Annotated in this window: 19 protein-coding genes and 4 pseudogenes; 17 read left to right on the top strand and 6 right to left on the bottom strand. The window is 69.9% G+C overall.

Translation table 11 applies throughout. The features are described from left to right. Positions 1-41 precede the first annotated feature (41 nt). The 8 genes and pseudogenes from H3H54_RS02910 to H3H54_RS02875 all read left to right on the top strand — a co-directional run bounded on the left by H3H54_RS02910 (position 42) and on the right by H3H54_RS02875 (position 4,379). Positions 42-458, top strand: a complete 417-nt coding sequence (locus H3H54_RS02910) for an SDR family NAD(P)-dependent oxidoreductase (protein ID WP_262425436.1) — start codon at positions 42-44, stop codon at positions 456-458. Next, positions 455-802, top strand: coding sequence for an SDR family NAD(P)-dependent oxidoreductase (locus H3H54_RS02905; RefSeq protein WP_262425435.1), 348 nt, complete (start codon positions 455-457; stop codon positions 800-802). Before H3H54_RS02910 ends, H3H54_RS02905 begins: the two co-directional genes overlap by 4 nt. 127 nt (positions 803-929) lie before the next feature. Next, the gene (locus H3H54_RS02900; RefSeq protein WP_262425434.1) at positions 930-1,352 is read left to right on the top strand and encodes a helix-turn-helix transcriptional regulator; all 423 of its coding nucleotides are present in this window, start codon (positions 930-932) and stop codon (positions 1,350-1,352) included. Between the two features lie 112 nt (positions 1,353-1,464). Beyond that, positions 1,465-1,797, top strand: a pseudogene (locus tag H3H54_RS02895) (iron chelate uptake ABC transporter family permease subunit); the annotation flags it as partial. Between the two features lie 112 nt (positions 1,798-1,909). Then, positions 1,910-2,551 (top strand): FecCD family ABC transporter permease, encoded by a 642-nt coding sequence (locus tag H3H54_RS02890; RefSeq protein WP_395963700.1) that lies wholly within the window; start codon positions 1,910-1,912, stop codon positions 2,549-2,551. A 16-nt stretch (positions 2,552-2,567) separates the two neighbouring features. After that, positions 2,568-2,954 (top strand): hypothetical protein, encoded by a 387-nt coding sequence (locus H3H54_RS02885; protein ID WP_262425433.1) that lies wholly within the window; start codon positions 2,568-2,570, stop codon positions 2,952-2,954. Further along, positions 2,948-3,820 (top strand): annotated as a pseudogene (locus tag H3H54_RS02880) (ABC transporter substrate-binding protein); the annotation flags it as partial. The gene H3H54_RS02885 and the pseudogene H3H54_RS02880, both read left to right, overlap by 7 nt. Before the next feature lie 106 nt (positions 3,821-3,926). After that, the gene (locus H3H54_RS02875) at positions 3,927-4,379 is read left to right on the top strand and encodes an ABC transporter ATP-binding protein (RefSeq protein ID WP_316249193.1); all 453 of its coding nucleotides are present in this window, start codon (positions 3,927-3,929) and stop codon (positions 4,377-4,379) included. Here the strand turns inward: H3H54_RS02875 and H3H54_RS02870 are convergent. Then, the gene (locus tag H3H54_RS02870; protein ID WP_262425432.1) at positions 4,361-5,239 is read right to left on the bottom strand and encodes a biopolymer transporter Tol; all 879 of its coding nucleotides are present in this window, start codon (positions 5,237-5,239) and stop codon (positions 4,361-4,363) included. The two genes, H3H54_RS02875 and H3H54_RS02870, sit on opposite strands and share 19 nt — an antisense overlap. A gap of 5 nt (positions 5,240-5,244) precedes the next feature. Further along, entirely contained in the window at positions 5,245-5,727 is a 483-nt protein-coding gene (locus H3H54_RS02865) for a pyridoxamine 5'-phosphate oxidase family protein (RefSeq protein ID WP_262425431.1), read from the bottom strand. A 179-nt stretch (positions 5,728-5,906) separates the two neighbouring features. Between H3H54_RS02865 and H3H54_RS02860 the strand changes: the two genes are divergently transcribed. The 3 genes from H3H54_RS02860 to H3H54_RS02850 are packed head-to-tail and all read left to right on the top strand — an operon-like array spanning position 5,907 to position 7,208. After that, the gene (locus tag H3H54_RS02860) at positions 5,907-6,254 is read left to right on the top strand and encodes a PadR family transcriptional regulator (protein ID WP_262425430.1); all 348 of its coding nucleotides are present in this window, start codon (positions 5,907-5,909) and stop codon (positions 6,252-6,254) included. Between the two features lies 1 nt (position 6,255). Then, complete coding sequence (locus H3H54_RS02855; protein WP_262425429.1) at positions 6,256-6,663, top strand: permease prefix domain 1-containing protein; 408 nt, start codon at positions 6,256-6,258, stop codon at positions 6,661-6,663. Beyond that, positions 6,624-7,208 (top strand): hypothetical protein, encoded by a 585-nt coding sequence (locus H3H54_RS02850; protein ID WP_262425428.1) that lies wholly within the window; start codon positions 6,624-6,626, stop codon positions 7,206-7,208. The genes H3H54_RS02855 and H3H54_RS02850 overlap by 40 nt, the downstream gene beginning before the upstream one ends. A 143-nt stretch (positions 7,209-7,351) precedes the next feature. Here H3H54_RS02850 and H3H54_RS02845 read toward each other — a convergent pair whose 3' ends face one another. Beyond that, on the bottom strand, positions 7,352-8,362 hold the full coding sequence (locus H3H54_RS02845; protein ID WP_262425427.1) for an NAD(P)/FAD-dependent oxidoreductase: 1,011 nt from the start codon (positions 8,360-8,362) through the stop codon (positions 7,352-7,354). Positions 8,363-8,409: 47 nt separating this feature from the next. On the opposite strand from H3H54_RS02845, the gene H3H54_RS02840 reads away from it, so the two are divergent. The 3 genes from H3H54_RS02840 to H3H54_RS02830 all read left to right on the top strand — a co-directional run bounded on the left by H3H54_RS02840 (position 8,410) and on the right by H3H54_RS02830 (position 10,160). After that, a complete protein-coding gene (locus H3H54_RS02840) occupies positions 8,410-8,976 on the top strand; it encodes a helix-turn-helix domain-containing protein (protein ID WP_262425426.1) in 567 nt (188 codons plus the stop codon). A 453-nt stretch (positions 8,977-9,429) separates the two neighbouring features. Further along, entirely contained in the window at positions 9,430-9,666 is a 237-nt protein-coding gene (locus tag H3H54_RS02835; protein WP_262425425.1) for a hypothetical protein, read from the top strand. A 218-nt stretch (positions 9,667-9,884) separates the two neighbouring features. Next, the gene (locus H3H54_RS02830) at positions 9,885-10,160 is read left to right on the top strand and encodes a type B 50S ribosomal protein L31 (RefSeq protein ID WP_262426386.1); all 276 of its coding nucleotides are present in this window, start codon (positions 9,885-9,887) and stop codon (positions 10,158-10,160) included. 165 nt (positions 10,161-10,325) lie between these two features. On the opposite strand, the pseudogene H3H54_RS02825 reads toward H3H54_RS02830, so the two are convergent. Next, positions 10,326-10,976, bottom strand: a pseudogene (locus H3H54_RS02825) (NAD-dependent epimerase/dehydratase family protein); the annotation flags it as partial. A 78-nt stretch (positions 10,977-11,054) separates the two neighbouring features. Next, positions 11,055-12,225 (bottom strand): annotated as a pseudogene (locus H3H54_RS02820) (Gfo/Idh/MocA family protein). A 317-nt stretch (positions 12,226-12,542) separates the two neighbouring features. On the opposite strand from H3H54_RS02820, the gene H3H54_RS02815 reads away from it, so the two are divergent. From H3H54_RS02815 to H3H54_RS02805, 3 genes are all read left to right on the top strand, one after another. After that, positions 12,543-13,481, top strand: a complete 939-nt coding sequence (locus tag H3H54_RS02815) for a sugar ABC transporter permease (RefSeq protein ID WP_395963285.1) — start codon at positions 12,543-12,545, stop codon at positions 13,479-13,481. 104 nt (positions 13,482-13,585) lie between these two features. After that, positions 13,586-14,449, top strand: a complete 864-nt coding sequence (locus H3H54_RS02810) for a carbohydrate ABC transporter permease (protein ID WP_395963697.1) — start codon at positions 13,586-13,588, stop codon at positions 14,447-14,449. A gap of 362 nt (positions 14,450-14,811) precedes the next feature. Then, positions 14,812-16,146, top strand: a complete 1,335-nt coding sequence (locus H3H54_RS02805) for a sugar ABC transporter substrate-binding protein (protein ID WP_262425423.1) — start codon at positions 14,812-14,814, stop codon at positions 16,144-16,146. A 76-nt stretch (positions 16,147-16,222) separates the two neighbouring features. On the opposite strand, the gene H3H54_RS19395 is transcribed toward H3H54_RS02805, so the two are convergent. Next, positions 16,223-16,555: a hypothetical protein gene (locus H3H54_RS19395; RefSeq protein ID WP_395963695.1), complete on the bottom strand. Its 333-nt coding sequence runs from the start codon at positions 16,553-16,555 to the stop codon at positions 16,223-16,225. Between the last annotated feature and the right edge of the window lie 21 nt (positions 16,556-16,576).

Genomic DNA, 16,576 nt, shown 5'->3' with positions numbered 1-16,576 from the left:
CCCCTCTGCCGCGGGGCACCGCCGCGAGAACAGGAGCCGAGATGAGACGCGCACTGGTCACAGGAGCCTCCCGCGGGATCGGCCGCGCCACCGCGATCGCGCTGAGCGAGCGCGGCGAGCAGCTCGCCGTGCACTACGGGACACATCGGGACGCTGCGGAGGAGACCCTGTCTCTGCTGCACGGTGACGGCCACGTGCTGGTGGGCGGGGACCTCTCCGATCCGGCGAGCGCACAGCGGGTGGTCCAGGAGGCCGAGGATGCGCTGGGGCAGATCGACATGCTGGTCAACAATGCCGGCATCGCCCCCGGCGAGGAGACCGACCACCCGGTGGCCTCCACCGACTACGCCACCTGGCAGCAGCGTTTCACCCGGATGATCGACCTCGACCTCACCGCCCCCGCGAACCTCTCCTACCTGGTCGCCCGCTCCCTGATCGCACGGGAGGCCCCGGGGTGATCGTGAACGTCGGCTCCCGGGGCGCCTTCCGCGGGGAGCCCGATGCCCCCGCCTACGCCGCCGCGAAGGCCGGGCTGCACGCCCTGGGCCAGTCCCTCGCGATCGCGCTCGCCCCGCACGGGATCGCCGTCGCCTCGGTCGCCCCGGGCTTCATCAGCACCGAGCGCCAGCAGCTGAAGCTCGAGGGTGCGGGCGGGGTCGCCCTGCGCTCCCAGAGCCCCTTCGGGCGGGTGGGGACGGCCGACGAGGTCGCCGCCGCGATCCTCTACCTCACCTCTCCGGCCGCGCAGTGGGCCTCGGGCACGATCCTCGACCTCAACGGGGCATCGCACCTGCGGAGCTGAGGCGGGGCTGAGGCGGAGCTGAGGCGGGCATCGAGACTACCGTCGCAGGGAACACCCTCGTAGCCCCGGGGTCGGCCCTCGGACGGGGTGGAGAAAGGTCCCGGCTACTCCCGGCTACGGTGTCCCCATGGATCGATCCCGGCCCCTGCACGTGCGCGCCTCCGCCGAACAGGTCCCCGACGAGGCGCTGGTCGCCGAGCTGAGAGAGCTGCTCGCGCAGACCGATGGGGTGGAGGAGATCGCGTGTCGGATGGCGCTGCTCGCGGACCCGCGCCGGCTGCAGATCCTGTTCTGCCTCCACGCCCATCCCGGGGTGCGCAGCTCTGACCTGGCCCGTGCGATCGAGGCGCACGAGTCGACCACCTCCCATGCGCTCGCCCTGCTGCGTGAGGAGGGGTGGGTGCGGGCGCAGCGCTCCGGGCGCGAGGTGCGCTACGAGCTGGCCGACGCGCTCGCCCACGAGATCCTGCACGCCCTCGGCTCCGATCACCTGCCCGGCGTCCACCACTTCCCCGAGACTCCCGGCAGCAGCGAGCACTCCCACCCCTGACCTCCTCCGGCCAGCGCCGAGCGGTCGACAATCCGCGGCATCGGACAGAGCCCCTCCGGCGAAGACTTGTATATTCGTTCAAGTATTCGACCGCGTGCGAGGAGGAGGCGCCATGGCGCTCACGCGCCTCCCGGCCCGGCAGGCAGCCTCCGCTCTCCCTCCGCCGCATCCAGCCGACGTGCTGGGCATGCGCTCCCGCACCCGCCGCTCCGCCCTGATCCTGGCAGGGCTCGCGGTCGCCGCACTGCTGAGCCTGCTGATCTGCCTGGGCATCGGTCCGGTGCAGATCTCCCCGCTCACCACCGCGCAGGTGGTCGGGCACCGCCTCGGCCTGCCCCTGCCCGTGACATGGGAGCCCTCGACGGAGTCGATCGTGTGGCAGGTGCGCCTGCCACGGGTGCTGATGGGCGCGGCCGTCGGCGCCTGCCTCGCGATCAGCGGTGCGACGCTGCAGGCCATGGTGCGCAACCTGCTCGCTGACCCCTACATCCTGGGGGTCTCCGGCGCGCGCCTCCACCGGAGCCGCGGCGGCGATCCTGTTCGGCGTGGGCGCGGCGATGGGCGAGTACGCACAGTCGGTGCTGGCCTTCGTGGGGGCCCTCGGGGCGGCGCTCGCGGTGTTCATGATCGCCCGGGCCCACGGCAGGGTCACCTCGCTGCGGCTGCTGCTGTCCGGGGTGGCGGTCGGCTACGCCCTCTCGGCCGTGACCAGCCTGCTGATCTTCTCTTCGGACTCCGCAGAAGGGTCCCGCTCGGTGATGTTCTGGATGCTCGGCTCGCTCTCGCTCGGACAGTGGAACGCCTTCCTCGCGATCGCGCTCGGGGCCGCGCTCCTCGGCACCCTGGTGCTCGCGGCGGGAGCGCCGGTGCTCGATGCGCTCGCCGCGGGGGACAGCACCGCGCACAGCCTGGGCATCTCCCCCGACCGTGCCCGGATCGCCCTGCTGGTGGTGGTCTCGCTGTGCACGGCTGCAGCGGTCGCCGGCGCCGGGGCGATCGGCTTCGTGGGGCTGGTGGTCCCGCACTTCGCGCGACGCCTGGTCGGTGCCCGGCACCGGATGGTGATCCCGGCCAGCGCCCTGCTGGGCGCGAGCCTCCTGATCTGGGCTGACGTCCTCGCCCGGATGGTGATGGTGCCGCGCGAGCTGCCGATCGGCGTGATCACCGCGGTCGTCGGCGCCCCTTCCTGCTGGTCCTGATCCGAAAGGCCTCACGTTGACCCCCTCCCCGCTCCGCCGCCGCACCCTGCTCGCCACCGGCCTGGCCGGCGCACTCGGGCTCGGCGCGAGCGCATGCGGTGCGGCCGACGGGCCCGACGCCACTGCAGGCTCACAAGGCCCCGTCGACGGCTTCCCCCTGGAGCTGGCCAACTGCGCGGAGCAGCTGCGATTCGAGACCCCACCTCAGCGGGTGGTGCTGCTGGAGAGCTCCCCGGTGACGCTGCTCGACGGGATCGGGGTGCTGGATCGGGTGGTCGCCCGCGCCGGCTCCTTCCCCCGGGCTACTTCGCCCCCGAGCTCGCGGCCCGCATCGACGCCATCCCGGCGCTGTCCGAGGATCTCGACGCCACGGGCCATCTGCAGATCAATCAGGAGGTGGTGATCTCCCAGCAGCCCGATCTGGTCATCGGCCTGCCCGATGGCCTCACCCGCGAGGGTCTGCGCGCCGCGGGCGCCGAGGCGCTGGTGCCGAACACCTTCTGCGGGGATCTCTCCAGCCGTGCATCCTTCAAGGATCTGTATGCCGAGATCACCACCTACGGCACGCTCTTCGACCGCGCGGACGAGGCTTCCGCGCTGATCACCGCACTGCAGCAGCGCGTCGGAGCGGTGACCGCCAACGCCGGGTCCTACACCGCACGCACGGCCGCGATGCTGTACCCGAGCATCGGCGGCGGCCCCTTGTACACCTACGGGACGCTGTCCATGGCGACCGCACAGCTGGACGCCCTCGGCCTCGAGAACGCCTTCGTCCGCACCGAGGAACGGGTGTTCGAGATCAGCGCCGAGCCTCTCCTGGCCGCCGATCCGGACGTCCTGATCGTGCTGCACCAGGGCGAGGTCTCCGGCGATGACGCGGTCTCCGAGGTGCTCGGCGCCGGGCGGCTCAGCGGTCTGCGCGCCGTGGCCGACCAGGCTGTGCTGCCGCTGCTGTTCAACTTCGTCGAACCCGCCTCCCCACTGATCGTCGACGGACTCGAGCAGATCGGCCAGTGGCTGGCCGAGCAGGCGGGGGACCCCGTGAGCTCTCCGCTGCTGCTCGAGGCCCGGGCGCTCACCCACCGCTTCGGCGACCTCCAGGTGCTCGCGGGGATTGATCTCACCGCCGCGCACGGCGAGGTGGTGGGACTGGTGGGACCCAACGGCAGCGGGAAGACCACCGCCCTGCGGATCCTCCACCGCGAGCTGGTGCCGGACTCAGGCCGGGTCCTGCTCGAGGGGCACGACCTCGCGGGCCTCTCCGGGCGGGAGCGAGCCCGACGCATCGCGGTGATGAGCCAGGACGGCACCGGCGAGCTGCCGATGACCGCGGCGGACGCGGTGATGCTGGGGAGGATCCCGCACCGCGGCGCCCCTGGGTGCCCTCACCCGCGCCGATCAGCAGATCGCCGCCGAAGCGCTCGAGCTCGCGGGCGCGCTGCACCTGGCCCGGCAGGACGTCTTCTCCCTCTCCGGCGGCGAGCGTCAGCGGGTGCTGATCGCGCGCGCCCTCGCGCAGCAGCCCCGCCTGTTGCTGCTGGACGAGCCCACCAACCACCTCGATATCGGCGCCCAGCACCATGCGCTGCAGCTGGTGCGTGCCCAGCGTCTGACCACGGTGGTGGTGCTGCACGATCTGAACCTCGCCGCCCGCTACTGCGACCGGGTGGTGGTGCTCGCAGGCGGCGTCGTCCGGGCCGACGGGCCTCCTGCGGAGGTGCTCGACGAGGTCCTGGTCAGCGAAATCTATGAGGTCGCCTCGGAGCGCCTCGCGGCGGCCGACGGCACCGCGCAGCTGCTGTTCCGCGGTCAGTCCCCCAGCGGATAGTCCACGTACGCAAGGCTCCGCGAGTCCGGCGCCCAGCTGTTCACGTTCATCGTGCCCTGCCCGCCGTGCAGGCGGACGAGGTCGCGGAGGCCCGTGCCCTCCGCAGCAGCGAGGCGGAGGATCACCTCGCGGTCCGCGGGATGCCCCTGGGTGCCGGGCGGGAAGCTGACGTAGGCCAGCCGCGCGCCGTCGGGCGAGAGGGGGGGGGACCAGTTCACGCGCTCATCGGCCGTGAGCTGTTCGATCCCGGTGCCGTCGGGGCGCATGCGGAAAAGCTGCGCATGTCCCGGGCGGGTGCTGCCCCGCTCCGAGTTGAAGTAGATCCAGCGCCCGTCGGGTGAGTACTCGGCGCCGTCGTCAGGGTGCTCGTCGTCCGTGAGCTGAGTCGCCGGGCCGCCGCGGGAGGGGAGCACGAACACGTTGGGCGGCAACCAGGTGCCGTCGGCCAGCCGCTCCACACCGACGTACGCGAGGGTGGCGCCGTCGGGGCTGACCCCGTGCAGGAAATGCAGCCGGTCCTCATCGTGCGTGATCCGGGTGGCGGGGCCGCCCGTGAGCGGGGCGCGGTGGATGTGACCGTCGTCGGCGGAGAGGTAGATGTGGTGCCCGTCGGGGCTCAGCACGTGATCGTTGTTCAGCGCGGGAAGGTCCCCGAGCTCGATCCGCTGCGGCTCCCCGCCGCTCACGGCGAGCCGGAACAGGTGGCCGTCGCCGTTGATGATCAGCCAGCGGCCGTCGGCGGTCCAGTTCGGCGCCTCGTAGAGCACCTGGTCGGATTCGTGGACCACACGATCCTCGCCGGTGTCGACATCGAGCACACGAACGCGGCAGCGCTGGCCGGCGGCGAGGGTGCGGGGCATGGCGCTCAGAGCTCGACGGTGCCGGTGCCGCCCGGAGGCTGATCGCCGGTGACCTTCGCCTTCACGATCTGAGCGACCCCGGCCACCTTCCCGCCAGGCAGCCCCCAGAACTGAGCGGAATCGCCGCTGACGCGCAGCAGGCCGAGGTTCGGATCCTCCTTGCCGTCCGGGAAGTACTCACGAGCCTGCTCGTTCCACAGCTCGTCGATCACAGCGCGGTCCTCGACGATCGCGGCTCGGCCGGCGACGGAGAGCCAGGAGCCGGCCTCGGAGACAGCGAGGTTCACGTGCGGGTCGCCGCGCAGCGCCTCGGCCTGCCCACCGTCGAGCGCGAGGAAGAACCAGACGTCGACGCTCTCGGAGACTCCCTGGATCGACATCGGGTGGGACAGCAGGCTCCCATCCGGGAGGGCGGTGGTGAGCATGGCCAGGTCCGCGCGGCGGAGCCTCTCCACGACGTCCTGCTGGGTGAGGGTCTGCTCGGTCATCCCGGTCATCCTTCGTCGGCGCCTGCTGGGGAGGCCGACAGTACAAGGCGCACCGCCCCGGATCCGAAGGATGGACCGGTCGGTTCGCGCGGCTCCGCGCCGACGATGCAAGCAGGACCACACGTTGCACGACAGTGCCCCATTGCCAACAGTGTGCCTCACACACTATGGTGTGGCGCATGAGCGACACCTTCGACATCCACCTGCAGGAGCTGCGGCGAGGCACCGTCGTGCTCGCCTGCCTGCAGCTGCTGCGCGCCCCTGGGTACGGCTACGGCCTGCTCGAAGACCTTGCCCGTCACGGTTTCGTGACGGACGCCAACACGCTCTACCCCCTGCTGCGCCGCCTCGAGAAGCAGGGATTCCTGACCAGCGAGTGGAACACCGACGAGGCCCGGCCGCGGAAGTTCTACCGCTCCTCGGCCGCCGGCGAGCAGCTCGCCGACACGCTCACCAGCGAATGGCGTGCGCTCACCGGCGCCATCGCCTCCCTCACCGCAGACGCCCCCACGAACGAGGAGTCCTGACATGAACACCGAACTCACCGAGCGTTATCTCCGGGCCGCGATCGCCGGCCTGCCCGCAGCGACGCAGGACGATGTCCGCACCGAGCTCACCGCCCTGATCATGGACGCCACCGAGGCGCGGATCGACCAGGGCGAGGAGCCGCCCGCGGCCGAGCGCGCCGTGCTCACCGAGCTCGGCGATCCCGCGATCCTCGCCGCCGAGTACGCCGACCGCCCGCTGCACCTGATCGGACCGCGCTACTTCCTGGTCTGGCGGCGCCTGCTGAAGTTGCTGCTGTGGATCGTCCCCGCGGTCGCCGTGGTGGGTGTGGCCATCAGCCAGGCATTGGTCGACGCGCCGCTCGGCACGCTGATCGGGAGTCCCTCGGCGTGGGCCTCAGCTCCGCCGTCCACGTGGCCTTCTGGGTGACCGTGGTCTTCGTGGTCCTCGAGCGCAGCGGGGCGGAGACCGGCACCAGCTGGGGCCCCGACCAGCTTCCCGAGTTGCAGAGCTCCGGCTCCGGCCGGACTGACGCGATCGCCTCGGTCGTGCTCGCCGGACTGTTCACCGCCGCGCTGCTCTGGGACCAGCTCCGGGGCGTGGTGCGGATCGACGGGGAGACCCTGCCGATCCTGAACCCCGGGCTATGGCCCGGGTGGATCCTCGCCCTTGTCGCCCTGCTGGCCCTCGACGTCGTGCTGGCGATGACGGTGCTGATCCGTCGACGCTGGACGGCGGGCCTCGCAGCAGCCAACACCGCGCTGGCGGTGCTGTTCATGAGCTGGGCGCTCACGCTGATCGGCCGCGCCGAGCTGGTGAACCCCGAGTTCGTGGACATCGTGCTGCACTCCAACGGCGTGGACGCACCGACCGTGCGCATCATCGCCGTGATCCTCGCGGCGTCGATCGTCGGCGGCTCGGTCTGGGACATCATCGACGGCTGGCTCAAGGCCCGCCGCGACCGTCGGCGCTGAGCGGGGCCCCCATCGAGCGGGGCAAAGTTGGGGAAATAGGGTCCGCTATTTCCCCAACTTTGCCCCGCTCGCGCGATGGATGCCCCCTCATGCGGTGGGTGCCCCTCACACGCGGTGGGTGCCCCTCACGTGATGCCGCCCCCTCACGCGGCGCTGCGGGCGCGGTGGGCGGCGACCGCGGCGTCGGCGTCGGCCATCACGAGCATTCCGTGGATGTGACCGCCGGCGAGCGCACCGCCGGCGGCGGAGGCACCGACCTGTGCGGCGGGGTCCGCGGCGTTGCCCGCGACCCACACCCCGGAGATGTCGGTGGCGCCGGCGTTGCCGGTGGCGATCTTCTTCCCCATCCCGGCGGGGAGCTCCTCGAGGGTGAGCCCGAGCTCGTCGAGTCCGTCCAGGCGAGGAGTCATGTCGGTCGCGGCCGTGAGCACCGAGCGCGGCACGAGCTCTCCGCCCACGAGCCGCACTCCGGCGACACCACCCTCGGCGTCCGCGACGATCTCCTTGACCGGGGTCTCGATGAGGGTGATGCCGAGGGCGTCGAAGCGTTCACGGGTGGCGGGGTCGATCTCGAGCCCGTCGGCGGCGAACACGGTGAGGTCTTCGGTGAGGGCGCGGAACATCAGCGCCTGGTGGAGGGACATGGGGCGGGTCGCGATCACGCCGATGGCCTGGTCGCGCACCTCCCAGCCGTGGCAGAAGGGGCAGTGCACAAGATTGCGACCCCAGTGCTCGGCGAGGCCCGGGATATCGGGCAGCCCGTCCCGGATGCCGGTGGCGATCAGCAGTCGCCGGGCGGTGAGGCGGCGGCCGTCGGCGAGGTCAACGGTGAAGCGCAGGTCCCCGTCGGCCGACGGCTCCGCGGCGCGGACAGATGTGACCGTGCCGGGAACGATGACGCCGCCGTACTGGCGCACCTCCGCGCGGCCTCGCTCGAGGTATTCGGCGGGCGGGGTGCCCTCGTTGCCGAGCAGGGCGTGGATCCCCTCGGCCGGGGCGTTGCGGGGATCGCCGCTGTCGATCACGACGACCGAGCGGCGGGAGCGGGCCAGCATCAGCGCGCCGTTCAGCCCGGCGGCGCCACCGCCGATCACGACGGCGTCGAGCAGGTCATCGGTAAGGGCGAGGGAGTCGGGAGTCACTGGTGCAGTCATGCCGACGACGCTAGACAGCATTGCCGCACATGCATAGCCTCTTGCGCATGACGCAAAACATTGGGGATGTCGACGGCCTTGTGCGGCAACGGATCCGTGCCCTGCGTCTCGCCCAGGGGCTCTCCCTCGGGGAGCTCGCCGGGCGGGCCCATGTGAGCTCCTCGACGCTGTCCCGGATCGAGAACGGGCAGCGGCGCCTGGCGCTCGACCAGCTCGTCACCCTCGCCCGAGCGCTGGACACGAGCTTGGACGCATTGGTCGAGACCCAGGAGGAGGAGGTCGTCTCCCATCCGATCACCGACCACGGGGTGGAGGCGCTGCGCTGGCGGATCCGCCACTCCCCCGACCTGGTGCTCCTGCGGCAGCGCGTCACAGGGCCACCCTCGGAGCCCTCTCGGATGCGCGCCCACCCCGGCCACGAATGGCTGGTGGTGCTCTCCGGCACGCTCACTCTCCTGCTGGGCGAGCGCCGCTACCGGGTCCAGACGAACCAGTCCGCCGAGTTCGACACCATGCTCCCTCACGCCTTCGGCGCCGAGGGCGGGCCGGTGGACGTGCTGCTGATCGTGGACCCCGAGGCCCGCAAGGGCCACCGCCACGACGCCGAAGGCTGAGCCCCGCCCACGTGACCCACGTCCGTCCGAAGGAATAAACCCCTGGGCTTTCCCGTTGTTCCCTGGTAGCGTCCTACGAGTTCACGGGTGGTCGAGCTCGTGAAGAGGACCGACGACGCATCGTCACCTGGCGGAGAGACCCGCCGTCCGGGCGGTAAACCCGCCTCTCGACCACTGCGAACCCGAGGCTCGCGCACTGCCATGGAGGCAGAGCGTCCCGAGCCCAGCTCGCAGGGCCTGCGCCCCCGCGCCGCCTCCATCCCGCCGACTCGGCGGCCTCCCGTGGAGCGTCGAGGCAGGTGCGCGCCACCGGCTACGGAACCGCCCCAGCGGGACCCGGCCTGCGATCGTCCGCCCCAGCGGACAGTTCGCGCCCCGCGCAGCTCGCGCATCCCGGCACCCCTGCCGGACCCAGACATCCGTCGGCCCAGGGCCGACTTCGAAGGAGTATCCATGCAGTACAAGACCAAGAATCCCGAGCACCGAATGCAGTCCCACCTGGTCGTCTTCCGCGATCAGAGCGCGGGCCTGCGCTACCTGACCCGCTCGACCCGCACCTCGGAGCACACCACCACCTGGAAGGACGGGAACATCTACCCCGTCGTCGAGGTGGACCTGTCCTCCGCCGCGCATCTCGCGCGCCAGCAGGCCGACTCCTCCCAGCGCGAGCTGGTCGGCGCCTCGGCCTGAACCAGGCAGTTCCACAACAGGGCTGCCGAACACCGAGCCGAGCCCGACAGCGAGCCGTGGGTCGCGTGCCTTCAAGCGTGCGCATGGAGGCGCGCGGCCCACGGCTCGTTCGTCATGAGGCCGGGGCGTCTGGATGCTCGAAAGCCAGGGCTCCCGGAGGGAATATCCGACCCCTCTCTCCACCGTTGAACTTTCAGTCATCAACGGAGGAGATCCTCATGCAGAAGAACATCCACCCCGACTACCGCCCCGTCGTGTTCCGTGACCGCAGCGCCGGGACTGCCTTCCTCACGAACTCCACCCGCACCTCGGAACAGAGGGTGAGTTGGGAGGACGGTCGCGAGTACCCGGTGATCGACGTCGAGATCTCTGCGGCATCGCATCCCTTCTGGACGGGCCGCAAGGGCACGGTCGTCGACACCGCCGGCCGCATCGAACGCTTCCGCCGCCGCTACGCCGACAAGGTCGTGCCCGCCCGCAGCGCCACGGCCTGACCCCCGCACGATCTCCGCCGAGCCCGGGGCCTGTTCAGGCTCCGGGCTCGAGCACGTGACGGCCCGCCAGCCCAGCAGGCGCTGGGCTGCGTCGTCGTCGAGCGCATGAGGCGCGGAACTCACGGCGATCGCCTCGAACGGCCCGCCGCGGTCCCGGTTCAGTGCGGCCCACACGGCGGCGGTCAAGTCCTCAGGATGCATCGCGGGGTGCGGGGTTCCGTCCTTCATGCGCACCATCTCGGCGTCCTCGTCCGGCACCACGGGGCTCTTCCAGCGCGGCCAGTCCTCGGCGGTGGTGGGATAGGCCAGCCGCAGCGAGGTCACCGTGATCGGCCCCTCCTCGGGGGTGGGCGGCTCCCCCTCGGCGGCGATTTGCAGGGCACTCTCGGCCAGGCGCTTGGTGAGCCCGTACAGCTCCGTCGCGTCGGGCTGAGCACCGGCGGGGATCGGCGTGAAGCTGTACTGCGCGAACACCGACAGCGAACTGATGTGCACGAAGGAGCGGGCACCCGCCAGGCGGGCCATGCGCAGTGCAAGCAGCACCGCGCCGACGTTGGTCGAGACCGCCTCGGCGGTGCCGGGCAGCTGCTCGGCCTCGGTCCCGCGCGGCAGCAGGACGGCCAGGTGGACGACCGCGTCCACCCCGTCGAGCGTTGCGGCGAGCGCGTCCGGGTCCTCGGCCCGTCCCACGACGTCGCGGACACCGTCCACGGGCTCCGGGCTCAGGTCCAGGACGGTCAGCTCGTGCTCGTCCTTCCAGGCTTCGACGAGGGCGCTGCCCACGCCGCCCTTGCCGCCGATCAGTGCGATGCGCATGGGTGCATCGTGCCGCTCCGGCGGCCTTCCGTCCAGAGCTGGAAAGGGATCAGCGGGGCTGACGCAGCGGATCCCCGTTCAGGCCTGCCCGGCGTCGAAGTAGTCGCGCAGGTCCTGCGGGACCGCCGGCACGTCGTAGGGGATGCCGCCGTTGCGGATCGACTCGGCGCCGTACACCCCCGTGGCCACGGCCTCGCGCGCGGCGACGGCAGAGACGTCGGTGGTCCCTCCGGAGCGGGCGAAGCGCAGGAATTCGTCGACCAGGCTGGGATCGGCGCCGCCGTGGCCGCCGTCGGCGCGGGCGATCACCTCGACGGCATCGGGCCGGCCGGGGCCGGAGCGGCGCGATTCCCAGATGTGGATCTGGTCCCCGCTCCCATCGCCCATGTTCTCGATCCGCCCGGCGTCACCGATCACGGTGTAGTTGCGGAAGTAGTCGGGGGTGAAGTGGCACTGCTGGTAGGAGGCCAGCACCCCGTTGTCGAGCGTCATGTTGAGCATCGAGATGTCCTCGACGTCGATGACCGGGTTCAGCTCCTTCTGCGAGGTGGGCGGCCAGGTGTCGGCGTCGTACCAGTCGCGCATCAGGCGGTCGGAGTTGTCGCGGCGGTCGGTGATGTCGCCATAGACGGCGAGGTCGCCGATGCCGGCGACCCGGCGGGTGTAACCCCGGCCAGCCAATGGATGACGTCGATGTCGTGGGCGCCCTTCTGCAGCAGCAGGCTCATCGACTTCGCGCGCTCAGCGTGCCAGTCCTTGAAGTAGAAGTCGCCGCCGGCGCCGACGAAGTGACGGCACCAGATCGCGCGGACGCGGCCGATGCGGCCGGCGTCGACGATCGCCTTCATCTGCCGCACCACCGGCATGTGGCGCATGTTGTGGCCGATGTAGAGGCGGGCCCGCTTCTCCTTCGCGAGGGCGAGCATCGCGTCGGTGTCCTCGACGTCGATCGCCATCGGCTTCTCGCAAAGGTGGGGATCCCGGCCTCGAGGGTGGTCAGGGCGACCGAGGCGTGGGCGAAGTCGGGGGTCAGGATCATGACCGCGTCGACCTCGTGCTCGGCCAGCAGCTGCTGGACGGTGTCGACGATCGCGACGTCTTCGCCGAGCGCCTTGCGGGCGTTCGCCCGGCCGTGCTCACCGGGGTCGGCCACGACGGTGATCGCCGAGCCGTTCCCGGGCTTGTGGGCATGCATGGCCAGGTAGTGGCGGGAGCCGAAGCCGATGACGCCGATCCGGAGGTCGTTCATGAGGGGGTACCGCTTTCGAGAGGAGCCGGGACGGCATCGCTCCATCGTCACAGCTTCGTAGCCGGAGTGCGATGCCCATTGGTCGTGAACCGATTTACAAACGTCGTGAAAGCATTTACGATCTGGATCACCCTGTCAAGCAGAGCCGCGGACGGTCCCCTCTGCGCTCCCTGATCAGGGGTGACCGAGAGGACTCAGCTCGTGATGACGCGAAGCACGGCCCCACCCGTTGCGCCACCCGGTGGACAACCGGAGGCCGTCGCCGCCTCCCCGGCGGACGCAGCCCTGCCCCGAGAACCTCTCGGCGCGGCGGCACCGTGACCGACGGGACGCGGCCCAAGAAGTCCCTGCGCGCCAGACTGCGCAAGGACTGGCAGATGCTGGTGCTGATGATCCCCGGCGCGCTCGCGCTGCTGCTGTTCTTCTACATCCCGATCCTCGGGAACGTCATCGCCTTCCAGGACTACCAGCCCTATTACACGATCACCGAGGCGCCTTTCGTCGGCTTCGAGAAGTTCGCGGAGCTGTTCCAGGACGACCGCTTCGGGCTCGCGCTGCGCAACACGCTGGTCTACGCCGCGTTCCAGCTGGTGCTGTTCTTCCCGCTGCCGATCCTGCTCGCGCTGATCGTGGATTCCATGATGAGCCAGCGGCTGCGCAAAGCGTTCCAGTCCATCGTGTACCTCCCCCACTTCCTTTCGTGGGTGCTGGTCATCGCCCTGTTCCAGCAGATGCTGGGCGGTGCGGGGCTGATCAACCAGGCCCTGGTGCAGTCCGGCATGGACCCCATCGGGTTCATGACGAACTCGGACACCTTCGCCCTGCTGATCGTCGCCGAGATCGCCTGGAAGGACGCCGGCTGGGGAATGATCATCTTCCTCGCTGCGCTGGCATCGATCGACCAGTCCCTGTACGAATCCGCCGCCTCGGACGGCGCCGGACGCGTCCGCCGCACCTGGCACATCACCTTGCCGGGCATGCGCCCCGTGATCGTACTGCTGCTGATCCTGAACCTCGGCTCGATCCTCACCGTCGGCTTCGAGCAGTTCATCCTCCAGCGCGATGCGGTGGGAGCGGATACCGCCGAAGTGCTGGACACCTACTCCTATTACACCGGCGTGATCGGCGGCGACTGGTCGATGGGCGCCGCCGCCGGACTGGCCAAGGGGATCGTCGGCACCATCCTCATCCTCATCGCCAACAAGGTCGCCCACCTGCTCGGCGAAGACGGCATCTACCGCGGGAGGCCCCAGTGACCACGCGCACCCACACCCCTCCTCCCGCTGCTCAGAAGGCACAGCATGGGCTCCACCAGCGCGTGTGGTCCTTCGCCTTCGGGAAGTCGACCCGCCCGGCCTGGATGGATGGAGAACCGAGCCTGCCGCTGACCATCGCGAAGACCTTCGTGATCGTCGCGATCAGCCTGTCGATCATCGTGCCGATGCTGGTGGTCATCTCGACCTCGCTCGCCTCAGGTGAGCAGATCCGAGAAGCCGGCGGCTACGTCCTGTTCCCCACCGATCCGACCCTCGAGTCGTACCGGACGATCTTCTCCAGCCCCCTGGTCTTCCGGTCCCTCGGCGTGAGCGTCTTCGTCACCGTGGTCGGCACCCTGATGGCGCTGTTCGTGACGATCTGCATGGCGTACGCGCTCAGCCGGCCCGTGGTCGGCGGCAAGTTCATGCTGATGGCCATCATCCTGACGCTGTTCTTCAGCCCGGGCATCATCCCCATGTTCCTCATGATCAAGCAGCTGGGCCTGCTGAACTCGATCTGGTCGCTGATCCTGCCGGGCGTGTTCGCCGGCTTCAACTTCATCGTGATGCGCTCGTTCTTCATGGGGATCCCGTCGGAGCTCATGGAAGCGGCGCGCATCGACGGTGCGAGCGATTTCCGGATCCTGCGCACCGTGGTGCTCCCGCTGTCGAAGGCGGTCATCGCCGTCATCGGCCTGTTCTACGCGGTCGGGTTCTGGAACGCGTTCTTCAACGCGATGCTCTACATCAACGACCAGTCCCTCTGGCCGATTCAGATGATCCTGCGCAGCTATGTCATCCAGGGCACCTCCCTGACCGCCGATCAGCTCGGCGTCCAGCAGGCACCGCCGCCGCAGTCCATCAAGATGGCCGTCGTCGTCGTGGCGCTGGCCCCGATCGTGATGGTCTACCCCTTCCTCCAGAAGTACTTCTCCAAGGGCGTCATCACCGGCGCCATCAAGGGCTGACGCCCACTCCCCATTTCGGCGCCCAGCAGGGCGCCCCCAGGAAAGGAATCCCGAATGCGGTTCGAGATCCGACGACGTGACCTCTTCGCCCTCACGGGCGCCGCTGCAGTGGCCACGGGCGCCACCGCCTGCGGTGGCGGGAGCAGCAGCAGGACGGCGGCGCCGAAGCCTCCGCGACCCTGGAGCTGCCCACCTATCAGCCGATCGAAGGGCTCACGCCCGACCTGCCTGGCAACGAGGAGGGGCTGCACAACGTCTTCCTCAAGGCTCCCGAGGAGCTCATCGAGACCACCGACGGACCGCCGATCACCTCCGGCGAGATCACGGCGCTGACGCAGACCTTCGCCACCCCGCCCACCCCGATGGACAGCAACGGCATGTGGGGGCGGCTGAACGAGGCACTGGGCGGCACCCTGAAGCTCGACATCGCGATCGACTCCTATCCCGAGAAGTTCGCGACCATCCTCGCCTCCGGGGAACTTCCGGACCTGATGTGGGTGCCGCCGAACCAGGGCATCCCGAACATCGGCCCGATGCTCGAGTCCCAGTTCACCGATCTCACCGAGTACCTCTCGGGCGATGCGGTGCTGGAGTACCCGAACCTCGCGGCGCTGACGCCGGGCTCCTGGCGCACGGCCGTGGTGAACGGGAAGATCTGGGGCGCACCGATCCCCTCGACACCCTTCGGCCAGGTGTACCTGGGCAACCCCTCAGTGTGGGATGAGGTCGACGGCTTCCAGTCCGCCAGCGCCGAGGAGTTCCTCGAGAAGTGCAAGGAGATCCTGATCCCGGGCAAGCGCTGGGCCCTCGAGCCCTTCCTGCCCAACGCCTTCCACATGTTCAGCCAGTGGTTCGGAGTGCCGAACCAGTACCGAGTCAACGAGGACCGCACCCTCACCGCGAATCACCAGATGGACGAATACCTCGAGACCCTCGAGTACGCACAGAAGGTGTTCGCGGCCGGGGCGTTCTACCCGGATCTCAACCACGCCGAGACCGCACAGGACTTCGCCAACGGCTCGATCGGAGCGCTGGTGTCGGTCGGCCCACGCGGTGCCACCGAGTACCGGCAGTACAACTCCGATCTGCTCGCGGACATCATGGTCCCGTTCTCCGCTGTCGAGGGGCGTCGCCCGGTCTACAACATGGGCTACGGGACCGTGGGCTTCACCCCGTTCAAGAAGACGGACGACGAGGCGAAGATCCGCGAGCTGCTGGACCTCGTCAACTGGCTCTCGGCTCCCTTCGGCACCGTCGAGTTCGTGCAGAAGAACTACGGCACCGAGGGCAAGGACTTCGAGGTCGAGGACGGCAACTACGTCCCGATCGGTGACGCCGACGCCGAGGTGCCCGGCCTGGTCAGCGCGCTGAACATCATGACCGCTGGCGAGGGCGTCATCTACAACACGATTCCCTCCGACTCCGAGTACATCTACGGCAAGGAGCAGGAGCTGCTCGAGCTGATGATGCGCCGCCCCACCAACGGTCTCTACTCGGACACGAGCTCGGACAAGGGCACCGAGCTCTCCGCACGCCTCAACGACGTGCGCAACGACGTCATCCAGGGCCGCAAGACCCTCGACGACTTCACCGCCGCGGTCAAGGACTGGGAAGAGGGCGGCGGCCTGAAGATCCTCGAGGAGTTCGCCGCGGTGCTGCCCGACGACGTCCCGGTCACGCCGTCGAGCTCCCTGTGAGCTGACCCGCCAAGAACACCGCAGGCCCGACCGGTCACCCGGTCGGGCCTGCAGTGCATCCAGGATGCCTGCGGACTCAGCCGTCGGTGCGGCCGAAGACGTGCTCCTCGGCGAGCACGAGCTGCGTCGGCTGCTTCTCGAGATCCAGCAGCAGCACCTCGTTGCGGCCCTCGCGCACGAGCGGCGCGGGGACGTAGAGGGTCAGCTGGGGGCCGATGTTCCAGTAGCGGCCCACGCAGAAGCCGTTGACGTAGGCGACGCCGTGGCCGGCGCCGGAGACGTCGAGGAAGGTGTCCTCCGGGCTCTTCGCGTCGAAGGAGGCGCCCACCAGGACTGGCAGGTCGTCGGCGTCGCTGGGGCCGTCGAGGGCGGGGGCGGTCTCGAGCAGTGCGGCGAGCTCCTCCCCCATGTCCTCGAGCGGCCAGGCATC

The organism is Brachybacterium sp. Z12, from assembly GCF_014400405.1.
Lineage (GTDB): Bacteria > Actinomycetota > Actinomycetes > Actinomycetales > Dermabacteraceae > Brachybacterium.
The sequence above is the reverse complement of the archived record's forward strand: the minus strand, read 5'-3'. Positions and strand labels throughout refer to the sequence as shown.